We start from the raw sequence: 17,259 nt of genomic DNA, 5'->3' as shown, positions 1-17,259 counted from the left end.
TATTTTTATATATTATTATTTTGTTTAGTTGGTAGTATTATAATAAATTTACTTCCCTTTCCTACTTGACTTTCAACATATATTTTCCCTTGATGAAGATCTATTATTTTTTTAGTTATTGTTAGTCCTAATCCACTTCCCTTTTTAATCTCTGAATTTGGATCTACAATTTGATTAAATCTATTAAATATAACTTCATAATTCTCCTTATCAATTCCAATACCATTATCTGAAATTTCAATTTTTACTTCATCATCTAAATCTTTAATTTCTACTTTGATATATCCACCATAATTAGTAAACTTATATGCATTATTTACTATATTTACTATACATCTTTCAATTTCATTTTCATCAGCTTCTATTATTTTTTCTTCTATATCTGGATCTATAATAAGTGTAATACCTTTACTTTCTATGTATTGCCTTAAAGAAAGAGCTGCTTCTTCAACAACATAGACTATATTTATTTCTTTTATATTCATTTTATAACTTCCATGCTCTATCTTTGATGTATCTATTAAGTCATTTATTATCTTTAATAACCTTTTTGTGTTATTTCTTATAATAAGCATATACTTCTCTATATTATCTTTATCTAAACCTTTTTTACCTTTATTAAGCTCTCTAATTAGTTGTTCTGTTGAATAAATAACATTAAGTGGAGTTCTAAGCTCGTGAGATAAATTAATTAAATAATTGTTTTTTCTTCGTTCCAGCTTAATTACCTTATCAAATAATTCAGTATTTCGTTCCATTTCTTCATTTAATTCTTTTGTTCTTAAATTAACCATTCTATCTAATTTTCTCATTTTATTTTTATTATGTATAACTAATAACAGTATTGCTATTATGTAAACTAAAAATGCAATATTACTAAACCACACTGGAGGTTTTATAGTGAAATTAACCACCGCTTCATCAATAAAAGTTCCATTATTACTTCTAGCTTTAACTCTAAAAGTATATTTGCCTGAAGAAAGATTGCTCAAAGTTATAGAATTACTATTCATAAGCTGCCACTCATCTGATCCACCTTCAAGTAAATAATAATATTGTATGTTTTTTGTATTTTTATAGATTGGCACAAAAACTTCTATGTATATATTATTTTCAAAATACTGTAACTTCTTAGATTCTAGTTCTCCAACTTCATTACCATTTATTTCAAACCTATCAAATACTACTTTTTCTTTATACTCATCTTTTGTTATACTTTCTGGATTTATTATATTAAATCCATTTATCCCTCCAAATAGAAATTCTCCATTTTTATTTTTAAAATATGAATTTCCATTAAATTCATTACTTTGTAATCCATCAGTTAAATCAAAATTTATTATAGTATCAGTTTTTAAATTTAATTTAGAAATTCCCATATTACTACTAAACCAAGGATTACCATAAGAATCTATTAATATACCATATATAGTATTATTTGCAATTCCATCTTTTGTAGTATAGCTTATAAAACTTTCATCTTCTTTATTAAATTTGTTAAGTCCAAAACTTGTCCCTATCCATATTTCACCTGATTGTCCCTCTACTATACATCTTATAGAATCATTGCTTATAGAGTTCTCATCACCTTCTTTATTTTTATATACAGTGATTTTATTTAATTTAGGGTTTATTCTCAATAATCCACCTTTTACAAAGCTTCCTATCCAATACTCTCCATCTTTATCCTTATAAATTTCACCTATATATCTATCTTTAGGTAAATATTTATCTAATAAGTATGTTAAGTCAATTATCTCACTTGTCTCTAAATTTAGTATAACTAGTCCATTAGTTGTTCCTATCCATAAACACCCCAACTCATCATATAATAATGATCTTACTATATTATTTGCTATTCCATCATCTTCATTATAATTTCTTATAGTTTTTTCTTTCTTGTTTATTATACTAACCCCATTAGCTGTTGCTATAAATATAGATTCTTCATTTCCGGTTATATCTAATATATCATCACTTTCAATAATCTCTTCATCATCTGTAATAATATGTATAACTTCATCTGTCTTTCTATCAAATATATTTACTCCATTATTTCTAGTTCCTATCCATATTAACTCATCTTTATCTTCATATAACGCTGAAATCATATTATCATTAATAGTTCTTTCATCAAAAGGATCATTTTTAAAATGCTGAATTGCTATTTTAGGATTAAAAAGACTAATACCCGCATAAGTTCCTAACCATATTAATCCTGTTCTATCCTCAATCATAGAGTATATATTATTATCTACTAATGAATTTCTATCATAAATTTTATTTCTATATGTTATAAATGTGTTATTTTTCTCATCATATTTTGATAATCCACCTTCAGTTGCAATCCAAAAGACTCCTGAAGAATCTCTCAAGAAATTCTTTATATAATTTCCACCTATTTCTTCTTCATTATTTTTCTCATTATAGTATCTTGTAAATTATTCTGTTTTTATATCTATCTTATAGGCGCCTTTCCCATAGGTTCCTGCCCAAATATAACCGTCCTTATCATAATAAACCTTGTATACTTCATATTTCTCTATTTCATCACTGGATAAAATTTGCTTTATTTCTAAAGAATTCATGTTTAGTTTATATAGGCCTTCTTTACACCCTGCCCATATATTCCCTTTATCATCTTCTGTAATTGAATTAATATATTGTGTAGCTAGAATACCTTGATTAGGCATTTTTTCAAAGCTATCTGTTTTCTTATTATAAATATTCAACCCTTCTGCTGTTGCTACCAGTATATTATTTTCTTTTGTTATAAGAATACTAGTTGTGTTTGAATTAGTTAAATTCCCTTTATCTATTCCTTCTATATAATTAGTAATTGAATATCCATCATTTAAGATTTTACTTAAACCATTAGCTGTTGCAACCCATATATTTCCCTCTGCATCTTCTTTTATGTCTAATATATAATTATTCACTATACTATTTTTCTCATTCTCTTCCACACTATAAACTTTAAACTTATATCCATTAAACCTATTTAAGCCATCATTAGTTCCAATCCATATATACCCCTTACTATCTTGAAACAATGCCTCTACAGTTCCCTGTGTTAATCCATCCTCTATAGTAATATTTTTAAAATTTATTGGTTCCTTTGCCTCTACTTTAATACTATAATTTGATATTAATAACCCAATTATAAATATTACAATATATATTCTCTTAATTATCTTTTGTAACATAAATTTTCCCTCTATACCTTATTTTTTCATTATTAAATACAATAAAAAAACTGTATTTTGTATTTCTCTACAAAATTCAGCTTTATTTTCTATTTAATTCTATCACTTTAATTATAATATTACAATATTAGCTATTTCTTCTTTTTATGTAGTTTTTTATTAATATTAAAATCATTAATTATAGTAATTATGGCAATTATACTTAAAATCATAGCAATTATAATTAAAATTAATTTTATTCCACCAACTTTATAAAATTCAGGTACTAATAAAATAAAAAAAACACTATATATGCTTAATATAATTAATAAAATTATTCTTATGATTTTATTTTCATCACTTCTATTATTCATAACTTCCCCCAAAGTTATTTATTACTTAATTAATATTTATTTTATATTTGCAAAATCTATTCCTTAAAATCCAATCTCTTGCAAAATCTACACCTAATTTCATATTAAAAAATCTACATTGAGCATTTCCAATTTGCATCTTATTAATATTATATCTAATTTCGAACTCTTCACCTATTAAATCAAAATCATCTGAATCATATTCATAATCATAAAAATATTTAAAGACCCTTTCACCATTTTCCATAATAGAAGTACCTACCTTATTTTTAGGCATATTATCAATTAATGATTCTGCAAGATGGAAGCTTGTGCAATTATTATATCCAACTCCAAGTAAAAGCACTTTTGCATTTAAATTATATAGCTTGCCTAAAGGTGAGTTTATTCCAAACTGTGGTGTTAATGGATGACTTTCTGTAATCCTTTTAGCTAAAACTCCATTTGCAACAAAAGAAACTTGAGGGTGTTCTGATCTTTCTGTTGACTTTAATGCTCTAAACATTCTACAACCTTCCCCATAGACCTACTTGGAGTCATTTCTTTATTAAATGCTGGCATGTTCTTATATATTGTGTCAATCCATTCTTTAGGTACAGGCGGATTGCACCAATTTATAGGATCACTCAAATCTCCACTTTGTGATGGCATTACTATTGTTCCATTTTTTCCAACAACATTAAACAAGCTTTCTACAATTGCTTGTGCGCCCCCACAAACCCATCCAAAACTAGATAGTGATGAATGTACAATTATTACATCCCCTTCTTTAACCCCTATCTTTCTTAATCCTTCGCTTATAGATTTAACCGTATTTGGTATTTTAGTTTGCTTAATTATTTCTGATTCTCTCATTATTTTCCCTCTTATAATATAGATTACTATTAAATTATTTTTTTCGCTTTACACATTGTTATATTTTACCATAATAATTTACTTTCTTCTACTTTTAAGTAAAAATAAATTATATAAATCAGAAAATCCATTCTTATATTTTCAATAAAAAATACCTAATAGGACTCTATTTCCCTATTAGGCATCTATATTTTTATTAAATTTTTATACGTATATCTCTTTTAACTTTAAATTATAATTTTTATAGAATTTTAATAACCTTGATACAAAGCAATTGCTCTTACTAAACTACCCTCTCCTTGAATTTTTAGAGGTTGAGCAAAGATTTGAATACCTTCATTATATAATAGCTCTTTCAAATTCGTTAAATTTTCCAATATAAAAATATCATTTTCAAGTAATTTTTTATGAACATTATAAGGATTTTTATCAGGTGATGGTGCATCAATCCCTAGTATTTTTATCTTCTTTTTAACTAATAAATCTGCTAACTCCTCACTAACTACCGGATGATCTGTATAATAGTTTTCTGTGCCATAAATTTTATCATGACCTGTAAATAAAAGTACTATATCATTCTCTTTAATAGACCTATAGTATTCATCTTTAACTTCAATTATACTTTCTCCTCTTACATCTAAAAGTATAGCATTACCTACAAATCTTTCTATAGGATAATCTGATATATATTTATCTGTTTGTAAAATATGCTTTGGTGCATCAATGTGAGTCCCTGCGTGCATTCCAGTAAATAAAGAATATCCATTATAACCATCTTCTTCATACTTATTTACTTGTTCTAAATTGACTTCAACATCGCCTGGATAAATTGGCATTTCATTTTTTATTTCATGTGATAAATCAATATATTTCATATGTTCCCCACTCTTTCCATAAATAGTGCATTTAACCCCTTCTATATTGTTTATTTTACCACAAATTACATTTAATTACAATAAGTTCATTAACATATTTTTGCCTTTTATTTTCTAAAAATTAAACACCCGTTGATCCAAACCCTCCTGTTCCTCTCTCTGTATCATCAAGTTCAGATACCTCTTCTACATTAACTCTCCAAACTGGCTTAATAACCATTTGACATATTTTCATTCCCTTTTCAACTTTAAATGTTTCTTGACCATGATTTATAACAATAACCCCTATTTCACCTCTATATCCTTCATCTATAGTTCCAGGACTATTTACTAAAGAAATACCATTTTTTATTGCTAATCCACTTCTTGGTCTCATTTGAGCTTCTGTTCCCTTTGGTAATTGAATTTTTATTCCTGTTTTAATTAAAGCTCTTTCCCCAGGTTCTAGTGTCTTTTCTTCAACAGAATATACATCTAATCCAGCATCTCCTTCATGGGCATAATTAGGTATTATTGCATCCTCATGTATTTTAACTATTTTTAAATCATATGTATTCATAAAATACCTCCATTTTTATTATTTTCAACTTTACTATTTTAGCATATATTTCTTAAATACGTATCTATGTCCATTAAATAAATTTGAAGTTAAATAAAAAAAATTATGATATAACATTTTAGGTATTAATAGGTTATATCATAATTTTTTATTATTTATCCCATATTTTATTTATTTGAAAAACCTTTTATTTTATTTATAACAGTTATATTTTCTTCTGTTAAATCTTCATTAATAGTTACTTCATTCCATTCTATATATGTTGGCTTTTCAAAATATTTTCTATCAACAATAGCTATTACTCTATAACTTCCTTTTGATAAGTTATCAAATATAACAATACCATTTGTATCAGTCAATTTAGAATGTATAAGTTTAGGGGATATTCCATTTAAAGCGTATAAATTTATTCTTGCTGATGATATCACAGTTCCATTTTCTCCACCAAGCCTTGAAGTTACAATAATTTTACCATTAATTTTTTTATTTTCTTTATTTTTACCCTTTATATTAGTTTTGTTTTTTTCAACCTTAACAATATCATCAGAACTTCCATCTACAAATGTTCCACCTTCAATAACGACATTATACTTATTATCTTCATGTATAGAATCATTATTCTCCTCTTTGACTTCTTTAAAGTCTTTAACTTCTATAATACTACAATCATTTCCTAATACACCATTACCTATAATAGAATCATTATCTACTGTATCATACTCTAACTCTGTTTTATCATCAAATTGATCATCTATTCTAATACGCATAAAAAACCTCCAAAAATCATATATTTACATAATATGATTCAAGCGGTTTTTTGTGATAATTTTTTTATAATTATATCATTTCTTTTATAAATTCAAATTTTTCTGGCTTACTAAAATAATATCCTTGTGCTATATCACATTTCATTTTTTCTAAATATCCTAGTTGAGCCTTAGTTTCTACCCCTTCTGCAACAACTTTTAAATTTAGATTATGTGATAATTTAATTATACTTTCTGCAATACACTCACTTTTTTCATCTACACCAATACCATCTACAAAGCTTTTATCTATTTTTAAAACATCTATTGGTAACCTTTTTAAATAACTTAAAGATGAATATCCTGTTCCAAAATCATCTAATGCTATAGTTACCCCTAACTTTTTCAATTCTAATAATAGTTCTATATTACGAGCTACAGATTGCATTATAACACCTTCAGTTATTTCAAACTGAATATATTCTGGTGATATATCATACTTTTCTAGTGACTCTTTAATAAAATCAATAAATCCATTTTCTCTTAATTGAATATCTGATATATTTATTGCAATATTAAACTTTTTATCTGTTAATTCTTTTAATTCCTTACATTTTTTAAAGCTTTCTTCAATAATATATTTCCCTAAATCTATTATAAGCCCTGAAGACTCTGCTATTGGAATAAATTCTGCAGGTGATACAAATCCTAAATCCTCACTTATCCATCTTACTAAAGCTTCAAACCCTTGTACATTTTCACCATCTATTGTTACTTTGGGTTGAAACACCATAAATATCTCTTTTTTTTCTAAGGCTATTCTAAGTGATTTTTCTATATCATATTGTCTCTTCAACATTTTTGATATTTCTTCATCAAAAAATTTATATCTATTTTTTCCCTCTTCTTTTGCACTATGCATAGCCATGTCTGCTGTTTTTAGCAATGTATTTAAATTTTCTGAATCGTTTGGATAAACACTTACCCCCATACTAATTGAACTATAAATTATTTTATCATTTATAGCAAATGGCTTTCTTATATTATTTAAAATATTTTCTAAAAATATCTTTATCTCTAATTCATCAACTACATCTGAAACAGCAATAACAAATTCATCTCCACCAAACCTTGCAAAAGCACATCTTTCGTCTAAGGCTTCATAAACTCTTTCACAAATTTTCATTAATATATTATCACCAATTTCATGTCCATATGTATCATTAATATTCTTAAAGTTATCAATATCAAAAAAAGCTAATGCAAGCTTTGTTTGCTCTTTCTTATTGGTTTCTATTAGTTCACCAAATTTTTCACTAAACATTCTTCTATTTGGTACACCTGTTATATTATCATAATAATTCATAAAATGAATCTTTAACTCATTTTGCTTCTCTTTTGTTATATCTTTAATAATTCCAGCCAAATGATATATATCATCTCTAATTATTCCCCTACCGCTATATCTTAAATATAATTTTTCTCCTTTTGTATTAATAACTGAATATTCAATATTAGCATTACCACAAACCTTATTTAAACATATATCATTAAAATAATTTTTTACCCTATTATTATCATCTTCGTGAATATAGCTATACCATTCATCTAAAGTTAATTCATTCTTTTCAATTCCTAATCTATTTCTAATTTTATTAGAAATGTGGATAGTATTATTTTTTTCATTCCATTCCCATACACTACCGTTCATAGCTTCTATGGAAGATATATATCTATCTTCATTATATTTATGTTCTTTATTAATTTTTAAGTATTCATCATAGTTTTCTTTTGAAAATAAAATAAATATAACAAAATATATAGCTATCATAATTTTTAGTACTATTAATTTATTTAAAAATAAAATTATAAGTAAATTAACAACAATAAAAATATTCATGGATGTTCTTAATTTTTTTAATCGTTCTTCTGATTATTTATCCACTAAATATTTCCTCCAAAATTCCCTATATAATATATTAATTGTATCATAATCTTGAAAAATTAAACATATTTTTATGAAAATTTTACTATATTAATAAATAAAAAAAATCATACTATTTGACAAAATTAAATAGTATGATTCTATCATATTCTTATTTTCTTATATTTTTTATTAGATTTTCAAACCACCCTAATACTATGTTAAGAGTTACACCTATAAGTGCTGCTAAACTTAATCCTGAAATACTAACTGTCTCTGTTATTTTTATTCCTATTGGATTGTTAAAAAAATTGCCTGATAATCCTATAAATAATATTGTTGCTATTACTAATGTATTTACTATATTAAACTTAACCTTTTCTCTTTTGATAGTTTGAAACCCTACTAATGCTATCATTGAGAATAATATTAAACTTATTCCACCCATAACACATTGTGGTATAGTTCTAATTGTAGCACCAAATTTTGCAATAAAACTTAATATAATCGCAAATACAGCTGTAATTCTTAATATTGCTGGATTATAATTTTTAGTCATTGCTAAAACACCTGTGTTTTCACCATATGTTGTATTGGCTGGTCCACCTACAAATCCTGCTATTAATGTAGCTAGTCCATCTCCTAATAATGTTCTATTTAAACCTGGATCCTCAATAAAGTTCTTACCTACTACTTCACCATTTGTTGTAATATCTCCAACATGTTCCATAAATACTGCCAATACTACAGGTGCTATTATCATAATTGCTCCCATATCAAATTTTGGAAGTGTGAAGTGTGGTATTGCAACTAAACTTGCACTTTGTATTTCAGATATTGAAACTAATCCACTTGCTAAACTTATTAAATATCCAACAACTACTGCTATAAGTATTGAAACTTGTGATAAAAATCCCTTACCAAACTTCTTTATCACTAATGCAATTGTTAAGGTTATTAAAGCTATACCTACATTTAATATAGCACCTTCTGTTCCTGCAAATAATGCGTTAACTCCTGCCATATCTAATGCTGTTGGAATTAAATTTAATCCTATAACTATTATCATTGGTCCAACAACTTGTGCTGGTAATACCTTTTTTATTTTGTCTAATCCAATCTTTTTAATTAAAAATGATACTGCAACATAAATGACACCTACTACCATTATTCCACCCTGTGCATATCTTAAATCTCCATACTGAGTAGCAACTGCAGTTATAACAGGAATAAATGCAAATGATGAACCTAAGAATACTGGCACCTTACCTTTAGTACATAAATGGAATATTAATGTACCCGCACCTGCTGAAAATAAAGCTACTGATGGGTCTAATCCTGTAAGGATTGGAACTAATACTGTTGCACCAAACATAGCAATCAAATGTTGAAGTGCTAAAACTCCCTTTAAAATCCCTGATTTAATTGCTCTTGTTGAAGTTTTTTCTTGAGATAAACTTCCTGTAAATTGTGTCATAATACATCCTCCTAAATTTTTATTAAGGAGAAACTTAACTTTCTCCCTTTTCAGCCTCTCTGGACTGTTATTAAAGGTAAATAAAAAAGCCTCTTACACTCGGTAAGAGACTATAAACTTCTTATAATCTTTAATGATAATATATACTAACTATATTCTATATTAATATCATCATTATTTTACTTACCGAACTCTCTGATTCGATTTAAAGCTCTTAGCTATTATATATCAATAATAGTACAATTTCAATACGTAATTTTTTAAAGTTTAAAAAATTATATTTTACATCTCATATATATTAAAAATTTACATTGTCATTTTATGTATTAATATTAATTTTAATATATGTACATACTATATTTAGTGTTCAAAGCTACTATAATTTTTAAGAAAGGAGAGAACTTGTTAATATGAACAAAATTTTTTCAAGATTCTTCTTATTTTTTATGTGTATATTTTTACTTTCTCCTAGCGGTACAAAGGTTAGATGCTCTACCTTTAATGATAATGCTACTCCAGAAAAAGTTGTTTATTTAACTTTTGATGATGGACCTGGTGGTGATACTACATCAAAAACTTTAGATATTTTAAAATCAGAAGGAGTTCCTGCAACATTTTTTATTATAGGTCAACAAATTAAAGGACAAGAAGATATTATCTTAAGAATGAAAAATGAAGGTCATGCTATTGGACTTCATAGTTTTACTCATGAAAGATCCAAACTTTATGGTTCTAGTTCTGATTTTATTTGTGAAATGAAAAAGACTCAACAGGCTCTTTATGATGTTACTGGCGAAAATTACTATATATTAAGATTTCCTTTTGGATCTAATAATAGTACCTATAGATTAACTCAAGAAATGGTAGATACTGTTCATGCTAATAATTTTAAAATATATGATTGGACACAAGATACTTTAGATGGAGCTAATCCCCCTTCCTCACCAGATATAATTTTAAATAGAGCTATTTCAACACAAGATAATGTTGTTGTATTAATGCATAATGCTCCTGCCAATAAAAATACTGCCTCTGCACTTTTAAGTATAATTAAATATTATAAAAGCCAAGGCTATACCTTCAAAAAAATAACAATTGATACTCCTGAGATTTATAAAGTTACAAGAAAATAAACTTTATTATTTTATAATCTGTAAGTATTAAATTATATTTACAAATTATAATTACAAACATAAAATTTAATAAAAATCTTTTATAAAGTAATAAAATTTACTCTATAGAATATTAGATTATCTATTCTATAGAGTACATTTTTATTTAAATATAAGTAGTTAAAATTTTGTATTTTTTCTTTTTTAAGCTATAGATTTGTTTATTTTTTTATGAACATAAAATAAAATAATATTACTAAAATTATTCCTTTAATAATGCTGCTTCCACTAATACTCCACCAAACTCCATTAATTCCAAGCAGTTCAGGTTTAAATAAAATTATAGCCACTGGTACTCTAAGACCTGTAAATATAATACTTATAAGCGAAGGAGTCATTGTTTTTCCAATACCATAAAAGGCTCCTGCTGTAGTTATTTCTAAACACATAAAAAGTTGTGAATATCCAAGTATCCTTAAGTAATCTGCTCCTTGAATAATTGCCTCACTTTCATTTATAAACAATCTAAAAAGCTGTTCTCCAGCAAAAACTAGTAAAACTGTTGCAAAAACTCCTACTAAACAAGAAATAAATAATGTGCTTACATACCCTTTCAAAACTCTATCATTTCTCTTTGCTCCATAGTTTTGTCCAACAAAAGCAGTTAAAGCACTTGAAAATCCTCCTGCTGTCATCCATGAAATAGACTCTATTTGTGAACCAACTTTTTGAACTGCAATAGATACTGGTCCTGCCATAGCTACTACTCTTCCAATTAGCATTGAGAAAAATGTAAAAAGACAATTTTGGATAGCTGTAGGCCCACCATATTTACATACTCTCTTAATAATTTTTCTATTTATGTACTTTCTATTGTTAAAACTAATATTATAACCATGCTTAATAAAAGTATATATAAATATTAAACTTACTATTAATTGTGAAAATACCGTAGCAAGCGCAGCTCCAACAACTCCTAATGGTTTAATATTAAACATCCCAAATATTAAAATCGGATCCAAAACTATATTCATTACAAGCCCTATGGTATTCACAATAAACGGAGTTTTACTATTTCCTGATGCAGTAAAAATCCCTGTTAATTGCGGATTTATAAATGCACAAATCATACCAAGTGCAATTACTATAAAATATTCTTTAGACATTCTTATTATTGTTTCATCTCCCAAGTTAAAAAAGCCAATCAATCCATCTCTAAACACTATTAATAGTATTCCATATATAATTGCCATAGTTATACATAAAAACAAACTACTATATACATATTCATTTCTTTCTTTACTATTATTTTTGCCTATAGCTTGTGAAACACCAACTTCTGCCCCCGTCTTACTTATGGTTACTAACGAATTTCCAAACCAAGAAAAAAATCCTGCTGTTCCTACTGCTGCAACTGCAGCACTTCCAGCCCTCCCGATCCAAATCATATCAACTAGGCTATATGCCATTTGAATAAAAGCTGTTCCTAATATAGGTAATGATAATGTTACTAACGTTTTTAAAATATTCCCTGAAACTAAATCAACCTTTTTCTTCATTTTACCTCCCCTTTTCTTATCACTTAGCGCACTTTACTTACTTTTTAGTAGTGTTTTAAAATTATTAAATTGCTTTTTTTATATCACTTATTATAAAAACATATGATTATATATATTCTTAAGTATAAACAGCAAAAAATATGATATTACAAAAGTAATATCATTCTTTCAAAAAATTATTTATATCCACAATCTCTTACTAATTTTCTAAGTTGTCCTTAGTATTTTTCTTATCCTTTATTAAAGTTGTAACTAATGCCGCTGAAGCTGTCGCTAATATTATTAATTTTCCTACTTTTATTTTTTTCATCACTCTACCTCTTACCTTATTCATAAATATTTCTAATCTAAAATATATAAATTAATTTATTTTTATATATTATTTAAATTGATTTAATTCATTATTGTATTTATAACCTGCACATAATAATTTACTTTCAATCTCATCTCTATTTATTCCTAAATCATCACAATATGCATTTAAACTTCCGTAAAAATCCCTTAACTTCATATTTACCATACTAACTAATATATGTGGGTCCATTTTTAACAATGTTTCCTTATCCATTTTATCCTCCTATTATTTTTTACTTTTATAGTTATTTATCCATTATATATTTCCTCTAACACTTTGCCATTTATAATCTATATTTAAAGGATTATATATCTTCATATTAACTTATTCTAAATTTTATTTAAAATATTTATTTCTCTTTATTAAACCTGAAATAAAATTTTAAATTTAGTTTTACTAAAATTTTCTTATAATTATATTTTATATAAAATTAAGCTAAAGTACATACATTTTTGCACTTTAGCTTAATTTTTTCATAATATTTTAATCAAATTTTATTATTTATCTTTTCCTATATTGTTTACCTCTGGTACTCTTGCAGCTGCTGGTTTTTTAGGACCTTTAAAATGATCATTTTCCCAAGTTGCTCTTTGGCCTTTTTTTGCCATAATATCACCTCCACTAATCTACATCATTAGTATTGGTTATATCTCCGTATTTATACTGTCCCTTTTTAGGTAAAATTTCTAAAAATATATTATTTTTTTATTTCATTTTCAGGGTCTAAGAATGAATATTTCTTTCCGTCTTTTTCCCACCCAAGTATTGAGTTCATATTTACATTGGTAGCTGATTTAAATATTGATTTATCAACATCATTAAATGTCTTTTTAAGTTCAGCAATCATAGCCTTAATTTCATGTCTTTTATTTCCGATTTTCTCTGCTGCAACCATACATGCACAGTTAAGAGGCCACAATCCTGTATATTTTATAAATCTTTTAATAGCTTCCTCTTCAATGTAATAAAGTGGTCTTATAAGTTCTATTCCCTCAAAGTTATCTGCTTGTAATTTAGGTAACATTGTTTTAAAGTTTCCTGCATAAAGTACGTTTAACATTGTAGTTTCAATAACATCATTATAATGATGCCCAAGTGCAAGTTTATTACACCCAAGTTCTCTTGCCTTATTATATAAAGAGCCTCTTCTCATTCTTGCACAAAGATAACAAGGATATTCCTTTGCTTTTTCATCTATTATTTCAAATATTTTTGATTCATAAATATGTACTGGTATATTTAAATGCTCACAGTTTTCTATAAGTAATTCTTTTATTTGTGGATGATATCCAGGATCCATAGCAATAAATTCAACATCAAAATTTACTTGTCCATGCTTTTTTAATTCTTGAAATAATTTAGCCATAAGCAATGAATCTTTCCCACCTGATATAGCTACAGCTATTTTATCTCCTTCTTCAATAAGAGCATAATCCTTTACTGCTTTTATAAATTTTGACCAAATTGGCTTTCTATATCTTTTAACTATACTTCTTTCTATTTCTTCAAGAGTCTTTTTGGCTTCTTCCGGTACTATTCTTTCACAACCATGTCCTGCTATACTACTCATTATTATCACCTCTTATTTTTACTAACAAAATTAATTTTACTTAAATTATAATATAAAAGCAACCTTTAAATAAGTTAAGAGCCTTTAGTTATTAGTTTTAACTAATGAAGAAACCTATTTAATATTTTATAAAAAATATTAGTTAAAAGCTATACTTAATTTCAATTTATAAAATAGCTATATTTTTATCTATATACTATTTCTGAAAGCTTAGGCGTATGTTCAAATTCTACACTTCCACCTTTATACGTAAAATTTATACCATCAATCCATTCACCTTCATAATTCCTTTGTAATAAAGTTTCTATCAAAGTATATTCAGTAACCCTTCCACCTGCAGATCCTTGAAAACATTGAAACCAACTATCTCCTTCATAATCTTGAAATAAAGTAGCTTTTTCTGCATTTTTTCCCACCTCTTCAAAATTAAATACAGCTATACTCTTTTCTTCAATATCCTTTATCTCTATAAGCTCAAGAGGTAAACTATTAAATAAATCATTACTTACCTCATTTGCCAACTCTACTAACTTTTCTTCTACACTTAATTTTTTTTCTAATTCTATATTTTTTAAAATAACTTTTTCATCAGTATTTACATCTATAGTATATATAGAAAAAATTTCATACTCTTTATTAGAATCTTTATTTTCTGTTTTCTCTATATTAATCTCTTTATCTTCCTCAGTTATAATATTTTTATTACTATCATCTTCATTTATATTTTGATTAGTATCCTCTATAATATTTTGATTATTACTTTTTTTATTTTCTGTACATCCATAAATACTTATAACACTTGCTGTTATTATAATCCCTAATGTTATGTTTTTAAATTGGTTTCCTCTCATATACTCCTCCAATACTTTTAACTTATATAAAACTCAAACACACCATATAATAATACTAAACCATATTTTATTTATATATAATCTCTAGACTACGCCATAATTAATTTATTAAAATTTCCTACTGTAAATAACTTTATATTTAACATTTCTGCTCTTTTTATTAAATAATCAAAATCTGAATGTGGTTGATATACTACCAAATCCACAATTTCCTCATCTAATGTTTCTAAAAGATTTCCTCCATACTTTTTAACATTTAGTATAGTCTTTTGCTTTAATATTTCATTTTTAATAAATACTGCTATATTTTTGTTTTCAATATTAATTCTTTCCTCATTTTTATTGTCTAAACCAATATTTAAAATATTAGTTTCATTAATTAAATTAAAATCTAATATATCTTCATTATTATTTACTAGTTTACTTTCCTGAATTTTTCCTTCTAAAATATCTTTAAAGTCATCTGTAGTAATTATTTCACATCCCAAAATTTTAGCTTTTCTAAGCTTACTTCCCGGCTTTTCACCAACGATTAAAATATCACACTTTTTAGTTACAACACTATCTACATTAGCACCTGCTTGCCTTGCAAGCCTCATCAGTTCCCCTCTAACTAAAAATCCTCTTCCTGTAAAAACAATGTTTTTTCCTTGTAAAATCTCTCTAGCAACTTTAAAATTTAATCTTTTATAATCTATTTTACTGTTCATCTTTTATCATTCCTTAATGCAATTCATTTTCTAATAAAACTCTCAATATTTATTTATACAATATCTCATTAAATTATCATTATATTATATCATTTATATAATATTAAAAGAATATATCATAATTTTAAAATTTTTTCGTATACATATTATTAAGTTTTTATATTATTATAAATATATTTTAGGAGGTACTTATGATTATATACAGTACTGCTGGTAATTTGGAAATTAATGATACTTTTCTTACGTTTAAAGATAAAATGATTTTTAAAGATTCTATTAATCTTATAGAAACCGGAAAATATGTTAAGGATAATTTAGATATCATAATTAATACTAAAGGTCAAAATAAGAATTCTTCATCAAATTATGTTGTTATATATTACGAAAAAAAAGATGGAATAATAGACTCTATTGCCATTCCTTATAATTCTGAAGAAGACGCTAAACTTACAAGTAATACTTTAAATTCTTGGCTAGATTATGGAACAAATCCTGAGTATTAGTTCTTCTATTGTTATGCTTCAAAGAAAAAAACTATATTAATTATTTATTAAAAATATATCAAAAGTTATGTCAAATCTCACCTTACTTTCATAACATATATTATATAAATAAATAAGGAGTAGTATTGTTATGAAAAATAGATATGATAATTATGGAAATCTTTTTGATGAATATGAAGAAAATTCAAATACAACTATTATGAAGCACGTTCATGAATTCCTTGGCTCAACAATGTTTGCAGAAGAATGTGATGATAAACACAATCATCGTTTTGCTGGAGTTACAGGCGAGGCTATAAGGTACGGTAACTCTCATGTTCATAAATTAGCTACTAATACTGATTTTGTAGACCATCATCATAGAATTTATGCTGTTACTGGTCCTGCAATATATGTAGGAAAAGGCAAGCATGTTCATCTAGTTACTGGATATACCACAACAGTAGATGGACACCATCATAGATTTATCTTTGCAACTTTAATCGAAGCTCCTACTGAAAAAGAAAATGATTATGATTGTTAATCACAATTAAAAATAGAGTATATATATATTTGTTTATTATACAAATATATATCAGTTTGTTGAAAAACCCCCTGTTTAAAA

The 17,259-nt window shown here is 26.0% G+C and carries 16 protein-coding genes and 1 pseudogene; 3 read left to right on the top strand and 14 right to left on the bottom strand.

Going from position 1 to position 17,259, the window contains the following annotated elements:
- Window positions 1-5 precede the first annotated feature (5 nt).
- From HMPREF0216_RS06425 to HMPREF0216_RS06390, 9 genes and pseudogenes are all read right to left on the bottom strand, one after another.
- Entirely contained in the window at window positions 6-2,375 is a 2,370-nt protein-coding gene (locus HMPREF0216_RS06425; protein WP_005212695.1) for a sensor histidine kinase, read from the bottom strand.
- A 66-nt stretch (window positions 2,376-2,441) separates the two neighbouring features.
- Window positions 2,442-3,206, bottom strand: a complete 765-nt coding sequence (locus HMPREF0216_RS17655; protein WP_005212694.1) for a ligand-binding sensor domain-containing protein — start codon at window positions 3,204-3,206, stop codon at window positions 2,442-2,444.
- A 131-nt stretch (window positions 3,207-3,337) separates the two neighbouring features.
- Window positions 3,338-3,559 carry a hypothetical protein gene (locus HMPREF0216_RS06420; protein WP_040419180.1) on the bottom strand — a complete coding sequence of 74 codons (222 nt, stop codon included), beginning with the start codon at window positions 3,557-3,559 and terminating at the stop codon, window positions 3,338-3,340.
- A gap of 25 nt (window positions 3,560-3,584) precedes the next feature.
- Window positions 3,585-4,414, bottom strand: a pseudogene (locus tag HMPREF0216_RS06415) (AAC(3) family N-acetyltransferase).
- 251 nt (window positions 4,415-4,665) lie between these two features.
- On the bottom strand, window positions 4,666-5,289 hold the full coding sequence (locus HMPREF0216_RS06410) for a cyclase family protein (protein WP_005212687.1): 624 nt from the start codon (window positions 5,287-5,289) through the stop codon (window positions 4,666-4,668).
- A 121-nt stretch (window positions 5,290-5,410) separates the two neighbouring features.
- Window positions 5,411-5,848 carry a dUTP diphosphatase gene (dut, locus tag HMPREF0216_RS06405; RefSeq protein ID WP_005212685.1) on the bottom strand — a complete coding sequence of 146 codons (438 nt, stop codon included), beginning with the start codon at window positions 5,846-5,848 and terminating at the stop codon, window positions 5,411-5,413.
- A gap of 167 nt (window positions 5,849-6,015) precedes the next feature.
- On the bottom strand, window positions 6,016-6,615 hold the full coding sequence (locus tag HMPREF0216_RS16270) for a hypothetical protein (RefSeq protein WP_005212682.1): 600 nt from the start codon (window positions 6,613-6,615) through the stop codon (window positions 6,016-6,018).
- A gap of 70 nt (window positions 6,616-6,685) precedes the next feature.
- On the bottom strand, window positions 6,686-8,494 hold the full coding sequence (locus HMPREF0216_RS06395) for a bifunctional diguanylate cyclase/phosphodiesterase (RefSeq protein ID WP_005212681.1): 1,809 nt from the start codon (window positions 8,492-8,494) through the stop codon (window positions 6,686-6,688).
- 196 nt (window positions 8,495-8,690) lie between these two features.
- A complete protein-coding gene (locus tag HMPREF0216_RS06390) occupies window positions 8,691-9,995 on the bottom strand; it encodes a uracil-xanthine permease family protein (RefSeq protein WP_005212680.1) in 1,305 nt (434 codons plus the stop codon).
- 410 nt (window positions 9,996-10,405) lie between these two features.
- On the opposite strand from HMPREF0216_RS06390, the gene HMPREF0216_RS06385 reads away from it, so the two are divergent.
- Window positions 10,406-11,128, top strand: a complete 723-nt coding sequence (locus HMPREF0216_RS06385) for a polysaccharide deacetylase family protein (RefSeq protein ID WP_040419177.1) — start codon at window positions 10,406-10,408, stop codon at window positions 11,126-11,128.
- A gap of 200 nt (window positions 11,129-11,328) precedes the next feature.
- Here the strand turns inward: HMPREF0216_RS06385 and HMPREF0216_RS06380 are convergent, their stop codons facing one another.
- The 5 genes from HMPREF0216_RS06380 to HMPREF0216_RS06360 all read right to left on the bottom strand — a co-directional run bounded on the left by HMPREF0216_RS06380 (window position 11,329) and on the right by HMPREF0216_RS06360 (window position 16,152).
- Window positions 11,329-12,666, bottom strand: coding sequence for an MATE family efflux transporter (locus HMPREF0216_RS06380; protein ID WP_005212678.1), 1,338 nt, complete (start codon window positions 12,664-12,666; stop codon window positions 11,329-11,331).
- 379 nt (window positions 12,667-13,045) lie between these two features.
- Window positions 13,046-13,234 carry a DUF4250 domain-containing protein gene (locus HMPREF0216_RS06375; protein ID WP_005212676.1) on the bottom strand — a complete coding sequence of 63 codons (189 nt, stop codon included), beginning with the start codon at window positions 13,232-13,234 and terminating at the stop codon, window positions 13,046-13,048.
- Between the two features lie 484 nt (window positions 13,235-13,718).
- Window positions 13,719-14,591 (bottom strand): tRNA 2-thiocytidine biosynthesis TtcA family protein, encoded by an 873-nt coding sequence (locus tag HMPREF0216_RS06370; protein WP_005212675.1) that lies wholly within the window; start codon window positions 14,589-14,591, stop codon window positions 13,719-13,721.
- A gap of 185 nt (window positions 14,592-14,776) precedes the next feature.
- Complete coding sequence (locus HMPREF0216_RS06365; RefSeq protein WP_005212674.1) at window positions 14,777-15,442, bottom strand: hypothetical protein; 666 nt, start codon at window positions 15,440-15,442, stop codon at window positions 14,777-14,779.
- An 89-nt stretch (window positions 15,443-15,531) separates the two neighbouring features.
- Window positions 15,532-16,152 carry a BRCT domain-containing protein gene (locus HMPREF0216_RS06360; protein WP_005212672.1) on the bottom strand — a complete coding sequence of 207 codons (621 nt, stop codon included), beginning with the start codon at window positions 16,150-16,152 and terminating at the stop codon, window positions 15,532-15,534.
- Between the two features lie 191 nt (window positions 16,153-16,343).
- Between HMPREF0216_RS06360 and HMPREF0216_RS06355 the strand changes: the two genes are divergently transcribed.
- Window positions 16,344-16,655 carry a hypothetical protein gene (locus tag HMPREF0216_RS06355; RefSeq protein ID WP_005212657.1) on the top strand — a complete coding sequence of 104 codons (312 nt, stop codon included), beginning with the start codon at window positions 16,344-16,346 and terminating at the stop codon, window positions 16,653-16,655.
- A 199-nt stretch (window positions 16,656-16,854) separates the two neighbouring features.
- A complete protein-coding gene (locus HMPREF0216_RS06350; RefSeq protein WP_040419203.1) occupies window positions 16,855-17,178 on the top strand; it encodes a YmaF family protein in 324 nt (107 codons plus the stop codon).
- The last annotated feature ends 81 nt before the right edge of the window (window positions 17,179-17,259 follow it).

The sequence above is a fragment of the Clostridium celatum DSM 1785 genome (assembly GCF_000320405.1).
GTDB lineage: Bacteria > Bacillota > Clostridia > Clostridiales > Clostridiaceae > Clostridium > Clostridium celatum.
This window is presented reverse-complemented; position numbering and strand designations above follow the sequence as displayed.